This window comes from Streptomyces sp. NPDC127092 (assembly GCF_042722475.1).
In the GTDB taxonomy this organism is placed as follows: Bacteria; Actinomycetota; Actinomycetes; order Streptomycetales; family Streptomycetaceae; genus Streptomyces.
This window is the reverse complement of sequence record NZ_JBHXFE010000015.1, coordinates 13,951-31,809: the sequence shown is the minus strand read 5'-3', so window position 1 is coordinate 31,809 and position 17,859 is coordinate 13,951. Positions and strand designations below refer to the sequence as shown.

At 69.9% G+C, this 17,859-nt stretch carries 15 protein-coding genes and 1 pseudogene; 4 read left to right on the top strand and 12 right to left on the bottom strand.

The window, feature by feature from the left end; translation table 11 throughout:
* Positions 1 to 20 precede the first annotated feature (20 nt).
* From ACFWJO_RS14870 to ACFWJO_RS14830, 9 genes are all read right to left on the bottom strand, one after another.
* Positions 21 to 1,745, bottom strand: coding sequence for an acyl-CoA dehydrogenase family protein (locus ACFWJO_RS14870; protein ID WP_386865103.1), 1,725 nt, complete (start codon positions 1,743 to 1,745; stop codon positions 21 to 23).
* A 235-nt stretch (positions 1,746 to 1,980) separates the two neighbouring features.
* A complete protein-coding gene (locus tag ACFWJO_RS14865; RefSeq protein WP_386865102.1) occupies positions 1,981 to 2,628 on the bottom strand; it encodes a PadR family transcriptional regulator in 648 nt (215 codons plus the stop codon).
* Between the two features lie 110 nt (positions 2,629 to 2,738).
* Positions 2,739 to 3,332 (bottom strand): RNA 2',3'-cyclic phosphodiesterase, encoded by a 594-nt coding sequence (gene thpR / locus ACFWJO_RS14860; RefSeq protein ID WP_386865101.1) that lies wholly within the window; start codon positions 3,330 to 3,332, stop codon positions 2,739 to 2,741.
* Positions 3,333 to 3,493: 161 nt separating this feature from the next.
* Entirely contained in the window at positions 3,494 to 5,104 is a 1,611-nt protein-coding gene (locus ACFWJO_RS14855; RefSeq protein WP_386865100.1) for a polysaccharide lyase family 1 protein, read from the bottom strand.
* Positions 5,105 to 5,305: 201 nt separating this feature from the next.
* The gene (locus tag ACFWJO_RS14850; RefSeq protein WP_386865099.1) at positions 5,306 to 6,766 is read right to left on the bottom strand and encodes a cellulose binding domain-containing protein; all 1,461 of its coding nucleotides are present in this window, start codon (positions 6,764 to 6,766) and stop codon (positions 5,306 to 5,308) included.
* A gap of 104 nt (positions 6,767 to 6,870) precedes the next feature.
* Positions 6,871 to 8,673 carry a family 20 glycosylhydrolase gene (locus ACFWJO_RS14845; RefSeq protein WP_386865098.1) on the bottom strand — a complete coding sequence of 601 codons (1,803 nt, stop codon included), beginning with the start codon at positions 8,671 to 8,673 and terminating at the stop codon, positions 6,871 to 6,873.
* Between the two features lie 154 nt (positions 8,674 to 8,827).
* Entirely contained in the window at positions 8,828 to 9,637 is an 810-nt protein-coding gene (locus ACFWJO_RS14840) for a carbohydrate ABC transporter permease (protein WP_386865265.1), read from the bottom strand.
* Between the two features lie 74 nt (positions 9,638 to 9,711).
* The gene (locus ACFWJO_RS14835) at positions 9,712 to 10,692 is read right to left on the bottom strand and encodes a carbohydrate ABC transporter permease (protein WP_386865097.1); all 981 of its coding nucleotides are present in this window, start codon (positions 10,690 to 10,692) and stop codon (positions 9,712 to 9,714) included.
* A gap of 185 nt (positions 10,693 to 10,877) precedes the next feature.
* The gene (locus tag ACFWJO_RS14830) at positions 10,878 to 12,170 is read right to left on the bottom strand and encodes an extracellular solute-binding protein (protein ID WP_386865096.1); all 1,293 of its coding nucleotides are present in this window, start codon (positions 12,168 to 12,170) and stop codon (positions 10,878 to 10,880) included.
* A gap of 330 nt (positions 12,171 to 12,500) precedes the next feature.
* Between ACFWJO_RS14830 and ACFWJO_RS14825 the strand changes: the two genes are divergently transcribed.
* On the top strand, positions 12,501 to 13,370 hold the full coding sequence (locus ACFWJO_RS14825; RefSeq protein WP_386865095.1) for a GntR family transcriptional regulator: 870 nt from the start codon (positions 12,501 to 12,503) through the stop codon (positions 13,368 to 13,370).
* A gap of 36 nt (positions 13,371 to 13,406) precedes the next feature.
* On the opposite strand, the gene ACFWJO_RS14820 is transcribed toward ACFWJO_RS14825, so the two are convergent.
* Positions 13,407 to 14,600, bottom strand: coding sequence for a hypothetical protein (locus ACFWJO_RS14820; protein ID WP_386865094.1), 1,194 nt, complete (start codon positions 14,598 to 14,600; stop codon positions 13,407 to 13,409).
* A gap of 258 nt (positions 14,601 to 14,858) precedes the next feature.
* Here ACFWJO_RS14820 and ACFWJO_RS14815 point away from each other — a divergent pair, with 258 nt between their 5' ends.
* Entirely contained in the window at positions 14,859 to 15,215 is a 357-nt protein-coding gene (locus ACFWJO_RS14815; protein WP_386865093.1) for a helix-turn-helix transcriptional regulator, read from the top strand.
* An 82-nt stretch (positions 15,216 to 15,297) separates the two neighbouring features.
* Positions 15,298 to 15,753 carry an STAS domain-containing protein gene (locus ACFWJO_RS14810; protein WP_386865092.1) on the top strand — a complete coding sequence of 152 codons (456 nt, stop codon included), beginning with the start codon at positions 15,298 to 15,300 and terminating at the stop codon, positions 15,751 to 15,753.
* A 25-nt stretch (positions 15,754 to 15,778) separates the two neighbouring features.
* Here the strand turns inward: ACFWJO_RS14810 and ACFWJO_RS14805 are convergent, their stop codons facing one another.
* Positions 15,779 to 16,723 (bottom strand): SMP-30/gluconolactonase/LRE family protein, encoded by a 945-nt coding sequence (locus ACFWJO_RS14805; protein WP_386865091.1) that lies wholly within the window; start codon positions 16,721 to 16,723, stop codon positions 15,779 to 15,781.
* A gap of 107 nt (positions 16,724 to 16,830) precedes the next feature.
* Between ACFWJO_RS14805 and ACFWJO_RS14800 the strand changes: the two genes are divergently transcribed.
* A complete protein-coding gene (locus tag ACFWJO_RS14800; protein WP_386865090.1) occupies positions 16,831 to 17,283 on the top strand; it encodes an Lrp/AsnC family transcriptional regulator in 453 nt (150 codons plus the stop codon).
* A gap of 76 nt (positions 17,284 to 17,359) precedes the next feature.
* Here the strand turns inward: ACFWJO_RS14800 and ACFWJO_RS14795 are convergent.
* Positions 17,360 to 17,851 (bottom strand): annotated as a pseudogene (locus tag ACFWJO_RS14795) (IS5 family transposase); the annotation flags it as partial.
* Positions 17,852 to 17,859 lie beyond the last annotated feature (8 nt).

Sequence of the window (17,859 nt, the reverse complement as noted above, 5' to 3'; positions counted from 1 at the left end):
GACGGCTGGTCCCGGGTGGCTCAGGGGGCCATCTCGTACGTCCCCGAGAGGGCCTCCACCCGCTGCCACACGCGCGCCGAGCGCGCCTCGTCGACGACGGGCCGTCGGACGGCGCCGAGCGCCCACAGCTGCTGCTGCTCGGTCGCGGAGTCCTTGCCGTGCAGCTCGACGGCGTACGCCGAGAAGTCCCGTACGAGGACGGCGAAGAGCTCGTCGAGCACGTCCTCGTCCAGGCCGGTGAGCGCGGCCTGTTCCAGGACCAGCTGGCCGTGGACGACGAGCGCGAAGAGCTGGCCGACGGCGAGGAGGAGGTCCAGGTCGCGGCTCTGCTCCTCGTCCGGAGCGGCCTTGAGCACGAACTCGCAGAGCGCGTCGGCCTGTTCGCGGAAGCGGCTCACGTTCGCCAGGTGCGCGTACGCGTCGAAGGCCGGCCGCCAGTCGTGGAAGCGGACCGAACCGAGGCCGCGGGCCGGGCCCTGCCGGAAGAGGAAGTCGTCGTCGGCCGCGTCGAGACGGGTCGGGACGGGCTCGTACGCGACCGGGTCGAGCAGGTGGTTGCGCATGAACTTGAGGATCAGCGCGAGGTTGACGTGGACCGTGCCCTCCAGCTTGGGCAGTCCGCGGATCTCCACGGCCGCCTGGGCGAAGTAGTTGTCCTTCTCGAAGCCCTTGGCGGCGATGACGTCCCACATCAGGTCGATGACCTTCTCGCCCTCCGTCGTCACCTTCATCTTCGTCATCGGGTTGAAGAGGAGGTAGCGGCGGTCGTCGGGTCCGGCGGTCCGGAAGTAGTCGACGGCGCGGTCGCTGAACGCCTTCATGCCGACGAGCCGGACGTACGCGTCGGTCAGCTCGCGCCGCACGTGCGGGAAGGCGGTGACCGGCCGGCCGTACAGGATGCGGTTCTGCGCGTGGGTGACGGCCTCGTACATCGCGTGCTCGCAGATGCCGATCGAGGCGGTGCAGAGGTTGAACTTGCCGACGTTGACGGTGTTGAGGGCGGCGTCGAAGGCGGCGCGACCGGTGTGCAGCACGTCCTCGGCGGCGACGGGGTAGTCCTCGAGTCGGAACTCGCTGACGAACTTCGAGGAGTCGACGACGTTCTTGACGAGGTGGTAGGCCGGGTGGCGGCTGTCGGCGGCGAAGAAGACGTAGCCGTCGGGGCCTTCGACGTCGGTGCGGCGGCCGAAGACGGAGACGAGGCCGGCCGCGTTGCCGTTGCCGATGTAGTACTTGGAGCCGGTGGCGCGGAAGCCGCCGGCGCCGTCGGGCTCCAGGAGCATGTCGGTGGAGTAGATGTCGGCACCGTGCGACTTCTCGGAGAGCCCGAAGGCGAACACCTCTCCCTGGGCGAGGAGTTCGGCGGCGCGGGCGCGTGCGGCCGCGTTGTCGCTCTGCCAGACCGGGCCGAGCCCGAGGATGGTGACCTGCCAGGCGTACCAGTAGTCGAGGCCGTAGAAGCCGAGGATCTCGTTGAGCGCGGCGATGCGGGCGGTGTCCCAGCGCTTGTCACCCTCCGGCTCCCCGGCGGCGGAGGCGGGCGTGAGGAAGGTCGCGAAGAGGCCTTCCTCGGCGGCGAAGGCGAGGAAGTCGCCGAGCCAGGCCCGGGTCCGGTAGTCCTCGATGATCCGGCGCTTGCCGCGCGCTTCGAACCAGTCGACGGTGGCGCGCAGGAGGCGGCGCGTCTCCGGGTCGAAGTGCGCCGGGTCGTAGGTGTGCGGGTTGAACAGCAGCGGGTCGGCCATGACGTCCGCCTTTCCGGATCGGGATGAGGGTGGTGATGCTGGAGGTGGGAGCGGAGCCCAGGGCTCGGCTCCAGCCGTGCGGGCCCGGGCGCGGCGCCCGGGCCCGGGTCCGACCGCCGCGGCCTGGCGCCTGGGTTCGGAGTCCGGGGTCAGGGCCCTCGCTCCGGCGGCCGGTTCGGAGGCTTGGAACAGTGCTCGGGGTCAGTGCTCGGGGTCAGTGCTCGGGGCCGCGTGCTCAGCGCCCGGCCCCGGGCTCGGACTCGTGCCCGGCCCCGGGCTCGGACTCGTGCCCGGCCCCGGGCTCGGACTCGTGCCCGGGCTCAGGGCCCGGTCCGAACCGGGCGAGGGTGGAGAGGACGTCGTCGAGCCAGTCGATCATCATCCGCTCGTACGCGATGCCGCCGCGCAGCACGACGTGCTGGAGCTCCCGTTCGGCGTCGGGAGGACCGCCGTCCGCGGCCGGCGGTGCTCCGAAGTCCCGTGCCTCGCCCGCGAGGTAGTGGGCGAGGCGGTCCCGGTGAGCCTGCCGGTGCCGTTCGACCTCGCCGATGAGGGCGGCGGGGTCGTCGAAGGCGGCGCCCCGGATCTTCACGGCGAGATCGTGCCGTACGCTCTCGGGCTCGATCGGCGCGCCCAGCCACGCGGAGAGCGCGTCCCGTCCGGCGGCGGCGACGGAGTACTCCTTCTTGTCCGGCCGCCCGACCTGCGGCACGTCACGGACGTCGACCCAGCCGTCGGCCTCCATGCGCTTGAGCACGCGGTAGATCTGCTGGTGGGTGGCGGTCCAGAAATACCCGATGGACCGCTCGAAGCGCCGGGCCAGCTCGTATCCGGATCCGGGCTTCTCGAGCAGGGACACGAGGATCGCGTGGTCGAGCGCCATGCCCCCGATCTTGCTATGCACCTTGTTGCATAGCAAGCCCGTCCGGATGAGACACGACTCACCTCCGGTCGCACCGGTGCTCGTGCGTCCGGCAGGCCGCCGGAGCGGACTCAGCGCCCTTCGAACGGCCAGGACTCGATGTCCTGGTAGCGGATCGGTCCCGGACCGCGCCCGAAGTTGCTGCCCACCAGGTGCAGCCGCTCCGTCGGCCACCCGCGGCCGGAGAATCCCGCCAGGTCAGCGGCAAGCCGCGTGACGGACGTCGCGTCGCCCCGCCGAGCCCTGGCCAGGGTCAGATGCGGACGCAGCGGCCGGTCCACGTACGGGATGCCGCGGTCCTTGACCACGGCCCGTACGTCGGACGTCAGCAGGTGCAGTCCTTCCAGGTCGCCCTCGACACCGCTCCACAGCACCCGCTCGTCGAAGTGACCGGCCCCGCGCAGAGCCAGCTCCAGTGGCCGGCGGCCCGCGGCGAGGCCCGCCAGCGCGGCGCGCAGCGGTGGCACCGCGGTGACCGGCAGCTCGCCGAGGAACGCCAGGGTGATGTGCCAGTCCTCGATACGGTTCCAGCGCAGGTCGGGGTACGTGTCGAGGGCGGGGCGCAGCTGCCGCGCCAGCTCGTCCTTCGCGTGGTCGGGCGGGGCGAGGGCGATGAAGACGCGGATGGTCGCGCTGGTGGCCGCACTGATGGACTGATCATTCACGCAGCACTTCGTACCTCATCCGGACCCTTCGGGTCATGTTCGAGCGAGAGCGCCCGTGCCGTCAGCGCGCACTTCCCCGGCGGAAGCCGAAGGGCCGGCCCGGCGCCCCGGCGCAGGACCAGCCCGTCGTCACCCGGCCGGAAGGCCGTCCCGGTCTGTGGCTACCCCGCGTACGTCTCGAACTCGGCGACCTTCGGCGTACCCGTCGAGCCCGTGATCTCGAAGGTGACCTTGCTCAGCGAGGTCCGCGGGAAGGTGATGACGCCCGCGCCCGTGCCGGAGGCCAGCACGGTGCCGGTGTCCGCGTTGATCACCCGCCAGGTGCGGATGGTCCCCGCGGATCCGGCCGCCTCCCGGATGTTGATCGTGGCAACGGACACGGCCGAGCCCCACTTGACGGAGATCGAGCCGGTCGCGCCGGCCGGTGACCAGTACGTGCTCATGCTGCCGTCGCGGACGTTGCCGTAACTCGTCCCGTCGGCCTTGCTGGAGCCGTCGGAGCCGGCCCCGATGCTCAGGTTGGTCCCCGTGGGCGTGCTTGCCGTCGGGGTGGGCGTGGGAGTGCCGCCGGTCGGAGTCGGAGTCGGAGTCGGAGTCGGAGTCGGAGTCGGAGTCGGAGTCGGCGTGGGCGTCGTCGAGGTCGGTGCCGGCGTCGGCGTCTGCGGCGTGCAGGAGCCGTCCGACACCAGCAGGCCCGTGCCGGCCCCGGCCGTCCGGCTCACGACGGCCGGTACGCAGGAGGCCGCGTCCAGGGCGTAGGCGTACGGGATGCTCACGGTGGTGTTCGACCGCACGTCGGGGCCGGCGGGGTTGTAGTCCGTCCCCGGTGCCGACCAGGTGACGTTGTCGAAGACGTTGCCGCTCACCTGCCAGTAGCCGGCCGCGTCGGTGTAGAAGGTGCCGAGGACGTCCTTGGAGTCCTTGAAGTAGTTGGCGTCCACCTTGGCGCGGGCCCCGGCACGGGAGTTGATGCCGGATTCGTTGAGCTTCAGGTAGTAGTTGTTGTACATGTGCGCGATGCCGCCGCGGAGCAGGGGCGTGCGGGAGTCGATGTTCTCGTAGAGGTTGTGGTGGTAGGTGATGAACCCGTTCGAGAGCTCGGTCTCGCTGGAGCCGACGAGGCCGCCACGGCCGGAGTTGCGCAGAACGCTGTAGGACAGGGTCACGTACTGCGTGTTGTCCTTCATGTCGAAGAGTCCGTCGTACCCCTCCGACTCGCCGCCCGACGCCTCCAGGGTGACGTGATCGACCCAGACGTTGCGGACGTTGCTCTCCATGCCGATGGCGTCACCGCCGTTGGAGATCGGTGACCCGGACTTCTTGACGTTCCGCACCGTCACGTTCTGGACGATGATGTTGGCGGCCTCGCGGATGTGGATGCCGAGCTGGTCGAAGACGGCACCGCTGCCGACGCCGACGATGGTGACGTTGCTGATCTGCTTGAGCTCGATGACTCCGTCGGCGGTGTTGCAGCTGCTGCCGGACACCTTCGCGGTGTTGGCGTGGTTGATGGTCCCCTCGACCTCGATGACGATCGGGGTGCTGCTACTGGCCCGCGAGCACAGGGCCGCGTGGATGGCGGTGCCGGTGGTGGCCCGTACCGTCCGTCCGCCGGCCCCGCCGGTGGTACCGCCGTTCTGGGACGCGTAGCCGGTCGCGCTTCCAGCCGTCGCGGCCGTGGCCTGAGGCATCGTCACCACGACGCCGGCCACGGCCGCCAGGGCCATCGTGGCGAGGCCCGCGGAGAGTCGTGCTGCCACTGGTCGTCTCATCGCTGTCTCCCGAATCGTTCGTCGTCGAATGCCGGGTGGTGCGGAATCACAGGATAGAAAGCGCTTTCTGGCGACCGTACGATAGGGCCAAGGCGGACGCGTGACAAGGCTGGGCGACGGACGGCTCAGGCAGACGCCCGGCCCCGCACCCGAGGAGGGCGGGGTCGGGCGGCGGGCTGCCCGCCTCCGTTCACGTCACGATCAGCTGGACGGGACCTCGTCGACGAACGCCGTGCCCGCGCTCCGGTAGGCGGCGATCTTCGCGGCGACCTGGGCCGGGGTGAGGACCTGGTCCTTGACGTGCAGGACGTAGTCGACCTGCTGGTCGTACGCGCGAGGGGTGGTCGACGTCTGGCCGTTGAGGTCGATGAGCCACTGGTTGAAGTTGATCGACATCGGCCGCTCAGGCAGGTACGCGGCGTCATGGGTGCCGAAGAGCTGACCGTCGACGTAGTACCTGATCGCGCTGTTGTCGATGGTCACGACCAGGTCGTGCCAGCCGGCGAAGCTCTGCCGGCTCTCGCTGTGCTGGTTGACCGCCTGCCAGGGGTCGGGGTTGTAGGTCTCCCACGAGGTCGTGTAGAGGATGTTGGCCGGCTCGCCCCAGCCTCCGTTGGGCAGGTACTCGAAGTCGTACTCGGCGTAGTCGTCCGCCATCGGCGCCTTGAGGTCGTTGATGGTGAAGAAGGTCTGCACGAGACGGTCGCCGTCGGGGCCGGACTTGGGGGCGTCGGAGAACCTGACGCGGGCGGCGTAGGTACCGTTCCTGAACTTCATGGCCTTCGTCAGGACTTCGGTGTGCCGGGTGGACTCGCCGGTGCCGGCGGTGGAGGTCTCCAGGTTCATCACCGTGTTCCCGGACTGGCTGACGAAGGTGACCTTGGACGGGTCCCACGTGGCTCCGGGCACACCGGGCCCGCCGGAGTTCGAGCGGACGCTCCAGCCGTGCGCCGATATGGCCGGGTCGGTGTGAGAGGTGTAGGTGAAGTCGTCGAAGAGCGTCTGGCCGCCGCCGGGCGGGTCGGTCGGATCCGTGGGGTCGGTCGGGTCGGTGGGGTCGGTCGGGTCGGTGGGGTCGGTCGGGTCGTTTCCCTCGGGGGCGGTGCCCCACACGGTGGTGCCGGCGACCTGGGCGGTGACCTTGGACCAGTCGGCGTACGCGGTCTGGGTGGCGCCGAAGGAGTAGTCGTCACTCTGCCGGAGCGGCTGCCAGTTCGACTGGTAGAAGCGCAGCTGCATGTCGCCGGTGTCGGCACCCGGCGCCAGCGAGCCCGCGCCCGGCGTGAAGCCGACCTCCAGATAGCGGTCGGCCGTGGCGGTGGGGTGGGCCGGCGTCCCGAAGGTGCCGGTGATCGCCGCACAGCCGCGGACGGCCCAGGAGCAGGCGAAGCGGTAGGTGGCGGTGGGGGAGTCGGCCTTGAAGTAGTAGCGGACCTTGACCTGGCTGAGCTGGATCGTGGTGGAGCCGGTGTTCCGCACCTTGAACCAGGGCTCGCTCTGGTCCGCGGTGGCTCCCGAGGCGCTGGTGCGGTACTGCACGGCGACTCCGTCGGCGCTCGCGGAGGCGGTCGTGACGGGCAGGGTGGCCAGGGCGGCGCTTCCCGTCAGCGCGGTCAGGGCGAGGGCCGCGCGGGATCGGCGGCCGGTGGGGCGAGTGCTCATCCTTGTTCCTTTCGATGACTCCCGTGGGGTACGGGAGGACAGGGGCGGGGCGGCACGGGCGGTTCGCTGTGGTGCGGCCGGCAGGGGTCCGGACGCGGCCCGCGTCAACTGGTCGCGGAGGCGGGGCTGCTGGGGCTGCCGGGGAGGCCGATGCTGCCGGGGCTGCCGGGGGTGCCGGGGGCACCGGGGGCGTCGGGGGCGTCGGGGTTGCCGAGGAGGTCGGGACTGCCAGCGCTGCCGGGGAGGCCGAGGCTGCTGGGATTGCCAGGGCTGCCAGGGCTGCTGGGGCTGCCGGGGCTGCTCGGGCTGCCGAGGCGGTTGTGGTGGCCGTGTGCCCCTTCGTGAGCACGGCCAGGTGGGGCAGCGTGCGGAACGCCCAGAGCGTCGAGACGCGCCTGGTGCCCCGTGAGCCGGTCGCGGAAGTCGCGCCAGTCGGTGGCGGCCGGGTCCCACAGGCGCTCGGCGAGGGCACACAGGCGCGGGAAGGCGAGGTACTCGATGTGCTCGGGCGTCGTGACGAACTCGGTCCACAACTGCCCCTGCGCGCCCAGGACCCGTCCGGCGAGCGCGGGCTCGTCCGACGGCGGTGTCAGGTCGAGCGCGTGCACGGTCTCGAGGTCGACGATCCGGCCGGGCTGCGCCGGAGGCTCCCAGGGGCCGGGTCCCTGCGCGTAGTCGAAGTAGGTGGCGCGGTGGTCCGCGTACACCACGTCGTGGCCGCGGCGGGCCGCGGCCCAGGCGTGGGCGGGCTCCCGCCAGCTCATGACGGTGCACTCGACGGGCAGCGTCGCGCCGGTCTCCGCCCAGGCGACGGGGCGACGACCCGCCCGGACCACGTGCTCGGCGATCCGTCCCAGGAACCAGCCGTGCAGCTCCCTCGGCCCGGACAGCCCCTCACGCGCCGCCCGGGCGGCGGCGTCCGGGCTCTCCTCCCACTCGTCCGTGGGGCATTCGTCGCCGCCGATGTGGACGTACGGGGAGGGAAAGACGTCCATCACCTCGTCCAGAACGGTGCGGAAGAAGTCGATGACGTGGTCGCCGACACCGAGGACGTTCCGGCACACGCCCCACTCGGTCCACACGTCCAACCTGCGGCCGGGGTGGTTGCCGAGTTCCGGGTACGCGGCGAGGGCGGCGCGTACGTGCCCGGGCACGCCGATCTCGGGGAGAACCGTGACGCCGCGTTCGGCCGCGTACGCCACGAGGCCGGCGAGTTCGGCACGGGTGTACGAACCGCCGTGCGGACGCCCGTCGAAGCAGTCGCTGCCCGCCGGTCCGACCATCGACTCGGCGCGATGGCCGCCGATCTCGGTGAGCCGGGGATAGGCGGCCACCGGCATCCGCCAGCCCTGGTCGTCGGTGAGGTGGAGCTGGAGGACATTGAGCTTGTGCAGGGCGAGGAGGTCGACGTAGCGGCGCAGGTACGAGACGGGCTGGAAGTGGCGGGCGACGTCGAGCAGGGCGCCGCGCCACGGATGCGCCGGCACGTCCGTGATCTCCACCCCGGGGAGGACCAGGTCGATGGGGCGCTCGGTGGGGGCCCCGGCGGGCGCCGGAGAAAGGGCTCGGACAGGCAGGAGCTGGCGTACGGTCTGGACGCCGCGCAGCAGACCCGCCGGACGTGCGGCGCGGAGGAGCACCCCGTACGGACCGACGGTTAGCCCGTACCCCTCGTCGCCCAGGCCGCTGAGCGTGGGGTCGACGGCGAGGACGAACGCCCCGTCGTCGCAGTGCTCCAGGAGCAGCCCGGTGGCCGGCGTCAGACAGTCGCGCAGCAGGCGCGCGGCCGTCTCGGCGCCCGGCGTCACACGGAGGCGGGTGGTGGCGTCGATGCGGAAGTGCCCGGGGCGCAGGAGCATGGTGCGGGGGCGGGGTACGAGGGAGAGTTCGGGGCGTGGCAGGTCCACGGGATCTGTCTCCGGCGGTCGGTTGTCGGTGGTCGGCGGGCGGTGGTCTGCGGTAGGCGGTTCTGCGGTCTCGGTCTGCGGGCGGCGGTGCTGCGGTTCGGTCGTCGGCGGGCTCGGCCATCGCTCGGCGGGCATGGACGACGCCTCGGATGCCTCACCCCTTGACCGCTCCGGAAGCCAGGCCCGAGGTCACATGGCGCTGGAGAGCGAGGAAGACGAGCAGCGCGGGGAGCGCGAAAAGGGTGGCGGCGGCCATGGTTGCTCCCCAGTCCGTGCCGAAGGAGGACTGGAAGGAGGAGAGCCACACCGGCAGGGTGCGGTTGTCCTGCTGCTTGATGATGAGGAAGTTGGCGTAGGTGAACTCGTTCCAAGCGGTGATGAATCCGAACAGCGACGTCGCCATGAGCCCGGGTGCGAGCAGGGGGAAGGCCACGCGACGGAAGGCGCCCATGCGCGTGCAGCCGTCGACCTGGGCCGCCTCTTCCAGTTCCGGCGGGATGCCGGCGATGAAACCGCGCAGGACCACGAGCGTGAACGGCAGGGTGATCATGAAGTAGACGAGGCTGAGGGTGGGCAGCCGGTCGAGCATGCCGGTGTCGCGGGAGATGATGTAGACCGGGATGATCAGTGACTCCCACGGCGCCATCTGCGCGATGAACACCGCCAGCACGAACTGCCGTCGGCCGCGCCAGCGCATCCGTGCCACGGCGTACGCGGCGCCGAGGGCGACGACGAGCGCGAGCAGGACGGCGCTCAGGGTGACCAGGACGCTGTTGCGCCAGAACAGACCGAAACCGTCGGCCTCCACGGCCCGCCGGAAGTGGTCCAGCGTCCACTCCTGCGGGATCAGCCGCGGATCGTACGACTGGATGTCGCGCGACGGGCGGAACGCGGTGGCGACCATCCAGTACACCGGGAACAGACAGACGAGCACGGTGAGGGTGGCGGCGGCCCACAGCGGAATCCTGCGCCGAGCGCGGGCGGCAGCTCGGGCCCGGTCGAAGACGCGGGGACGGCCGGGACGGCGGAGCGTCGTCGTCACAGGTGCTCCCTCTCCTGTCGGAACAACTGGCGGAAGTGGAGGACGAGTACGCCGCTCATCAGCAGCAGCGTGACAATGGAGGCGGCCGAGCAGAGGTCGTAGCGCTGGTTGGCGAGGGCGGTCTGCACGGCGTAGACCGGCAGGATCGTCGTGGCGTCACCGGGCCCGCCGCGCGTCATCACCCAGATCTGCACGAAGGCCTTGAAGGTCCAGATGACTTCGAGGGAGACGATGAGCGTGAAGATCGGCCGGACCAGCGGGAAGGTCACGGACCGGAAGACGCGGATCCCGCCGGCACCGTCGATGCGCGCCGATTCGTACAGCTCGCCCGGCACCGTCGTGAGGGCCGAGTAGAGCGTGATCGCGGCGAACGGCACGGACTGCCAGACGATGAGCACCACGACGATGGCGAACGCGGCGCCGCCGTGGGCGAACCAGGGATAGCCGTCGAAGGAATCGAAACCGAGGCCGGTCAGGGTCTCGTTGACGATCCCGAACTCGGAGTGGAACAGCCACTGGAAGACGGTCGTGGCGGCCACCACGGGGACCGCCCAGACGAGGACGAGTGAACTGAGCACCACGGTCCTGGCGAGCCTGCCCAGGCGTTCGAGCATGAGGGCGACGAGCGTCGACAGAATCATGATCGCGACGACGTTGACCGCCATGAACAGGAAGGTGCGACGCACGACCTCCCAGAAGCGGGGGTCGGACAGCAGGGTGCGGTAGTTGCGCAGTCCGACGAACTCGGCGTCGCCGAGGATGAGTTGCCGCAGCCGGAAGTCCTGGAACGAGATGACCACGGCCCGGCCGAGCGGGTAGAGCAGCAGGTACAGCATGCCCAGTACCGCCGGGGCGATCAGCACGTACGGCCAGGGCGACCTGCTGTTGCCGCGAGCGGCCGACGTCGCCGTGGAGGGGCGCCGTGCGGGGCGGCGGGTGACGGAGCGGGGAGCGGTCCGCTCGCGGACGGTCGACACGGCGTCTCCTCGTCTCGGGTGGGTCTCGGGTGGGTCTTGGGTGGGTCTCGGGTGGGTCTTGGGTGGTCTCTCGGGTGGGTGTTGGGTGGTCTCTCGGGTGGTCTCGAGTGGGTCTCTCGGGTGGTTCGGGCGGGGCCGGTGGGGAGTCGGTGGCGAGTCGGTGGGCGCCTCGGGCGCCACGGCTCTCAGGAGTCGCTGTTGAGGGTGTCGGCGATGACGCGGGACGCCTTGGCGGCTTCGGTCCGGGGATCGCGGCCCGTGAGCACGGCCGTCATGTAGTCCTTGATCGGGTTCTTGGCCTCGACGGCGGCCCACTGGGGCGTGTTCGGCGTGGCGTGGCCGTTGGCGGCACCGACGGCCATCGCGGCTGCTCCGGGGTCGGAGGCGACGGCGCCGGCCAAGGTGGTCCGATTGGGCACGTAGCTCATCGCGAGGGCGAGCTTCTTCTGCCAGGCGTCGCCGGTGAGTTCCTTGAGGAAGGTGAACGCCTCCTGCTGGTGGGCGGCGACGGCCGGTACGACGAGGTCGGAACCACCGGTGAACACGGCACCCGGGGTGGCGGCGCTCTTGCCGGGGATGGGGAAGAAGTCCAGCTTGCCCTTCAAGTCCGGATTCTTCTCCGCGACGACGCTGGCACCGCCGGGGGTGGCGATGATCTGCGCGATCTGCCCCTTGGCCATGGCCTCGGCCTGTGGCGGCTGTGCCTCGTCCGAGTCCTTCGGGCCCTTCCCGAGTGCCTGGAGCCTCCGGTAGAACTCCATGGCCCGCAGGGCCGCGGGACTGTCGAGACCGCCCTTCCACTCCCCGCCGGACTCGACGGCGAGGTCGCCGCCTTCGTCCCAGATGAACCCGGACAAAGTGTACCAGCTCTGGCCGGGCAGGTAGATGCCTTGCGTCCCGCCCTGGTCGAGCTTCTCGGTGGCGGCGATCCACTGCTCGCGCGTCCTGATCGTGTCGGCGTCGATCCCCGCCTGGCGGAACAGGTCGGTGCGGTAGATGACGACCCGGTTGGCGGCGTAGTACGGGATGCCGTACTGCCTGCCCTCGTACGCACCGGGTTCCGCCAGGCCCGTCAGCCAGCTGTCGCCGCCGAGCTCACCGACCCTGCCCGTGAAGTCGGTCAGGCCGCCGCTCTGCGCGTACTGGGCTACCTGGGTGTTCCCGACCTCGATGACGTCCGGGGCGTCGTTGCTGGCCAGGGCGGCCGTGACCTTCTCGCCGATGCCCTCCCACTCCTGGATCTGGATCTTCACGTCGATCTCCGGATGATCCTCCTCGAAGCCGGCCTCGAACTCCTGCTGGAAGGCCGCCGAGACGCTGTCGCGCATCAGCCACACGTCGAGGACGGTCCGGCCGCCGGCGGCGTCGCCGGACCCGTCACGGGAACCACCACCGGAACCGTCGCCGGACGGGGAGCAGGCGGTGAGCGCGCTGCTCAGCAGCAGGGCGCCGAGCAGGGCCAGGGATCGGTGCTTCACGGTTCACCTCTGAGGAGCCTGGAGAAGAAACAGGCGGAAGGGAGGACGGGAGACGGGAGACGGGAGACGGGAGACAGAGGACAGTAGGCGGGCGACGGGGCAGCGCACGACACCTCGGCTTGACCAGTTGGTCGCAGAGGGCTTACCAGTTGGTGCGGGGATGAAGGTGGCATGGACCACTGGCGCCGTCAACCCTCCGAGAATGGACGGGATTTGGCGAAGGCTCGTGATCAGAGGACTGGATGGCCGCGCGTCTCACCGCTTAGAGTGACCTGACCAGCGAACCAGTTACGATGACCAGTGACTGTCCCCAGACGAACGAGGCTCCCATTGGAGATCGACACCGCCGCCTCAGGGGCGATGCTCAAGCGCGAGCGAGTCCGGGAGGCGATCCTCGAACTCATCGAGGCGCGGCGCCCCGGCGACGCCATTCCTTCCGAACGCGTCCTGTGCGCGGAACTCGGGGTCTCCCGCCCGACCCTGCGCGCCGCGGTCGACGAACTCGTCGTGGCGGGACTGCTGGTCCGCGAGCACGGCCGCGGCATGTTCGTGGCCGCGGAGAAGATCACCCAGGAACTGGTGTCGGACCGCAACGCCTTCAGCCTCCCGCAGGCGGGCGGTGTGTGGACCAGCAGACTGCTGGAGCTTCGCACGCTGCCCGCGGGCGCGCGCGTGGGGCGCAGGCTGCGGATCTCGCCGGCGGCGGAGATCCGCTACGTCGCCCGCCTCCGGCTGGTCGACGGCGCGCCCATGGCCATCGAGCACCTCCACATCAGGGCCGACCTGGTGCCCGACCTGACCAGTGAGGAACTGGAGCAGGGCGACCTGTACGAGCACCTCCGCGACCTGCACGGCATCCAGGTCAGCGAAGCGGTGCAGTCCATCGAGCCCACCGTGGTCACCCGGGCCGAAGCGGAGCTGCTCGACGTTCCGGAGTTCTCCCCGGCGCTCCTCTTCGAACGCCTCACCACGGACGTCCGCAACCGTCCGGTGGAGTACGTCCACTCCCTCTACCGCGGCGACCGCTACCGCATCGTCTCCCGCCTCGCCCTCGGCCCCAGCGCGGAACCCGCCGTCACCACCGAAGGACATCATCCCGGGATCCCGCCGGGACATCATCCCGGGATCCCGCCGGGCGACTTCACCGGCGGTGATCCCGTCACCTTCTCCACGCGAGGGGTCGTCCAGCACGGCATGTGAACAACCCCGGCGCGGGGACCGACGACGCGCCGCTCGTCAGCTGGCGCCCGGCTCGTAATTGGTCAGGACACAGCCGGCGACGGCGGCCTTCTCCACGCGGTAGCCGGCCGGTGCGGAGAAGCCCGGCTCGCAGTTCAGGTAGAGGAACTGGAGCTGGTACAGGCCGTGGCGGACGGACTGGTCGTTCGTCTCCACCGCGATGTTCTGGCCCACGAGCAGCTTGCTCGCGGTGGCCCGGACACGACCGTCGTCCTTGAGGTCCTCCTGCTGGGCCGCTTTGGCACGCAACTGAAGAACCGTCATATCGCTGACGACGTCGAGCCAGTTGAGATCATGGGCGCGCTGGGCGCCGCCCGTATTGCCGCAGATCGCCCGTTCCTCGACGCCCCAGGCCTGGTGGTCGCCGGTGACGACCGGCTGGTAGTCGATCGACTCGACCGCGAGCGAGGCCGGGTCGGTCGAGTACTGGGTGCAGTCGACGTAGTTCGGGTGCAGCATGGCCTTCAGCTCGGTCAGACTGCCCGCTTTCGGCAGACCGAGACCGCCCTCGGCCGGCTGCCCCGGCTTCTCGGACGCGGAGCCGCCCGCGGCCGGATCCTGCGGCGCCTGGAAGTTCGGACTGCCGTCGCCGTTCGCGCTCGCGACGAAGTCGCTCAGCACGCAGCCTTCGACGAGCGCCTTCTCCCGCTTGTAGCCCTCGGGAACCGTCGCCGTCGGGTTGCAGGTGAGGATGCGCAGGTCCGAGCGGGACAGCTTGAGCGCGGTCTTGGTCTCCGTAGGCGTGACCGCGAAGTTCTTGCCGACGAACACGCGGCTGAAGAGCCCGTACGTGGCGTTTCCGGCGGCGATCTTCGCCATGACGCGCTGCTTGTACCCCTCCTGGAACGCCTTCATGTCGGAGGCCATGTAGAAGACGATCTCGCCACGCTCGACGCGGTCGCTGCACACCCCTCGTTCGGTCACCGACCACTTGCCGACGGTCGTGAGATCGACGAGCGGCAGCCGATGGTCGTTCGGGTCGGTGCCCATCTCCTCACATGAGGCGTATCGCCGGACGTAGTTCTGCGCCTCCTCCAGTGATGCGGCGTCAGCACCCTTGTCGGCGACGGCTGTCGGTGAGCCCGCTGCGGACGTACGGTCGGGGGAGCTGTCCTCGCAGGCGGTGAGCGCGGAGAGGGCGGTGATCGCGGTGAGGGCGGCGAGGGCGGTGCGCAGGCGCTTGAGGTGCATCGGATGCTTTCGTCGACTGTGCCGAATGTTGATCATGATGTGCACATGCTAAGGGAGCCGCGGCCTGCTGCTCGATCGCGTGCGGTGTCGGAGAGCGTCTGCGGTGTCGGAGAGCGCGTATCTGTCGGAGAGGGCAGTGGTGCGCTGGAGCCGCCATGAGCCGCGACTGGGGCCATGAGCCACGACTCAGGAGCAGGGATTCCGGATTCCGCATTCCGGTCTGGCGGAACAGGTGTCGCAAATCATATAATTTCGGACATGGAGCCGACGCTGTCCCGGAGTAACTGGACGTTCGTCACGAACCACGCCCGGATCCTCGCCATGATCCTGCGTGACTCGGAGATCCGGCTGCGAGACCTGGCGGAGAGCTGCCGGATCACGGAGCGGGCGGCCCAGGCGATCGTCACGGACCTGGACACCGCGGGGTACCTCACGCGCGTGCGCCACGGTCGCCGTAACCACTACGAGGTCACGCCGGGGACCCTCTTCCGTCATCCGGCCGAGGGCCAGCACGAGATCACGGACCTGCTGCACCTGCTGGTCGACCTCGCCCCACCCGCCGGGGCGACCGGGCATCCGGACGGTGGTCACGGTGAGCGCGACCGGCACGGCTGATCTTGGAGGGATCCGGGCTCACCGCGCCAGTGCCCGACCAGGCCTTCTTCCCCGCGCTTCGGGGTCTGAAGGGAGTAAGGCCATGACCCCTGACTTCGGCCGCCCGCTCCCCGCCGGGGCGGCGCGCATCGACGGTACCCTGAGGCCCTCCGTCGTGGCCGTGGTCGTCGAACCCGGGCCGCTGCGGGTGCTGGCCCATGTGCGCGGCGAGATCGACATGGAGAACGCGGGCGGCCTGCGCCGTGACCTCGCCGCGGCACTCGGATCCAGCAGCCGCGGCCTCGACGTCGACCTGTCCGCCGTCACCTTCTTCGACAGTCAGGGCCTGCACGTCCTGGAGGACCTGAACCGGCTGGCACGCAAGGCCGGCAAGACCCTCATACTGACCGCACTGAGCCGCCCGGTCGCCCGCCTCCTGCACGTGACCGGTGCCCGGCACGTCTTCATCGTCCGCGGCTGGCCCCCGCCGAGGGCCATCGTGGCCGGTGCCGACCCGGACCCACTCCCCGGCACCGGACCAGGGCCGGGTGAGTGGTGAGGCCGGCCGACGCCGGGAGCATGGTCTACAGCCAGGGCCGTCGTCCGGGTCCCGTCGGGTGCGTGCCGGTCACCCCCATGACCACCGAATACAGACTCGTCTCGGCGGCGATGAAGAGGCGGTTGCGCTTGGCGCCGCCCCAGGAGATGTTGGCGACCGCCTCAGGGACGTTGAGGCGGCCGATCAGGGTCCCGTCAGGGTCGTAACAGTGCACGCCGTCGTCCATCGCGGCGGCCCAGAGCCGGCCGCCGTCGTCGAAGCGGAGGTTGTCGAAGCGGGCCTTCTCACGGGCCCCGGCCTCGGCGAAGACCTTGCCGTCGGACAGGGTGCCGTCGTCGCGTACGTCGAAGACCCGGATGAAGCCCGCTCGGGTGTCGGAGACGAACAGCTGCCGCTCGTCGGAGGAGAAGACCAGCCCGTTCGGCGCGCCGAAGCAGTCGGCGACCAGCTGCACTTCGCCCGTGACCGGGTCGATTCGGTAGACGTTGTTGGCTCCGATCTCGCTCTGCGCGCGGTATCCCTCGTAGTCACTGGTGATGCCGAAGTCGGGGTCCGAGAACCAGATCGAGCCGTCGGACTTCACGGCCGCGTCGTTCGGGCTGTTCAGGCGCTTTCCCTGCCAGCGGTCGGCCAGCACGGTGAGGGTGCCGTCGTGTTCGGTACGGGTCACCCGGCGGTTGCCCTGCTCGCAGGTGATCAGCCGGCCCTCACGGTCGAGGGTGTTGCCGTTGGTGTGCCCGGCGGATCGGCGGAACACGCTGACCGAGCCGGTCTCCTCGTCCCACCGCAGCATCCGGTCGTTGGGGATGTCGCTCCAGATCACCTGGCGCCAGGCGGGCAGGTAGACGGGCCCCTCCGCCCAGCGGCAGCCGGCGTACAGGACCTCCAGCGCGTCGTCACCGTTCATGCACCTGCCGGTCCGGAACCGGTCGTCAAGCATCTCGTACAGCCCCTTGCGCTCGCCGCTCATGGAGTCCACCTCTCCCGAAACCCGTCCCATGCCGAATGAGAATCGGCTCAAGCTGCATGCTGCAAGATGGGATACTGCGATAGCCAGTCGATTCCGAATGGAGAGTTGTGGATCACATTGACCGCGCACTGTTGGCGCAGCTCCAGCAGGACGCCACCCAGTCCTACGCCGCGCTCGGTCAGGCGGTCGGCCTGTCCGCCGGTGCCGCCCACGAGCGGGTGCGGAAGCTGCGCGAGCGGGGCGTCATCCGGCGCACGACGGCTGAGGTGGACCCGGCCGCCGTCGGCAGCGCCGTTCTGGCCTACGTGATGGTCGACTCGACGTCCTGGATGGGCGATTCGGCGCAGGCCTTCGCCGCCCTCCCCGAGATCCTGGAGGCGCACGTCATCGCCGGCAGTGCCTCGGTACTGGTGAAGGTCAGGACCGCGACCACCGAGCAACTGCAGGACGTACTGCGGCGGATCTACGCCATCGAGGGCGTCAGCGGAACGCAGGCGACGGTGGTGCTCGAGACCTTCTTCGAGCGGCCACTCTCCCCGCTGACGACGGATCAGAAGTGATCACCACACCGCCGGTGCGTACCCGCGTACCCCACACGTACGCGGAGAGCGACAGAGCTGTTGATCTCTGACACCGCTAGGCCGTGTCTTTCGGATCATGTCGGGCTGACCAGATGAAGATGGCGGCAACGTGGAGCCCGGCCAGGTAGATGGTGGCGGTCTTGTCATATCGGGTGGCCAGACCGCGCCACTGCTTGAGCTTGTTGATGCACCGCTCGACCGTGTTGCGCCGCTTGTACGCCTCGTGGTCGAAGACTGGCGGACGGCCTCCCAGCTTGCCGCGCCGCTTACGGTTCGCGACCTGATCGGCCGGCTGCGGAATTACTGCTCGGATTCCGCGCTGACGAAGGTGGGTCCGGATCGCTCGGGACGAATACGCCTTGTCGACCAGGATCATGTCTGGCGTGGTTCTGGGCCGACCGACTGGTCGAGGTACCCGCAGACATGCCATGACATGGGGGAACACGGGTGCATCACCTGCCTGGCCGGGCGTGAGGACGAAGGCCAGCGGGCGGCAGCGATTGTCTGCGGCAAGGTGGACAGAAGCGCTCTGGCCGGTTTTCCTCCTGCGAAACA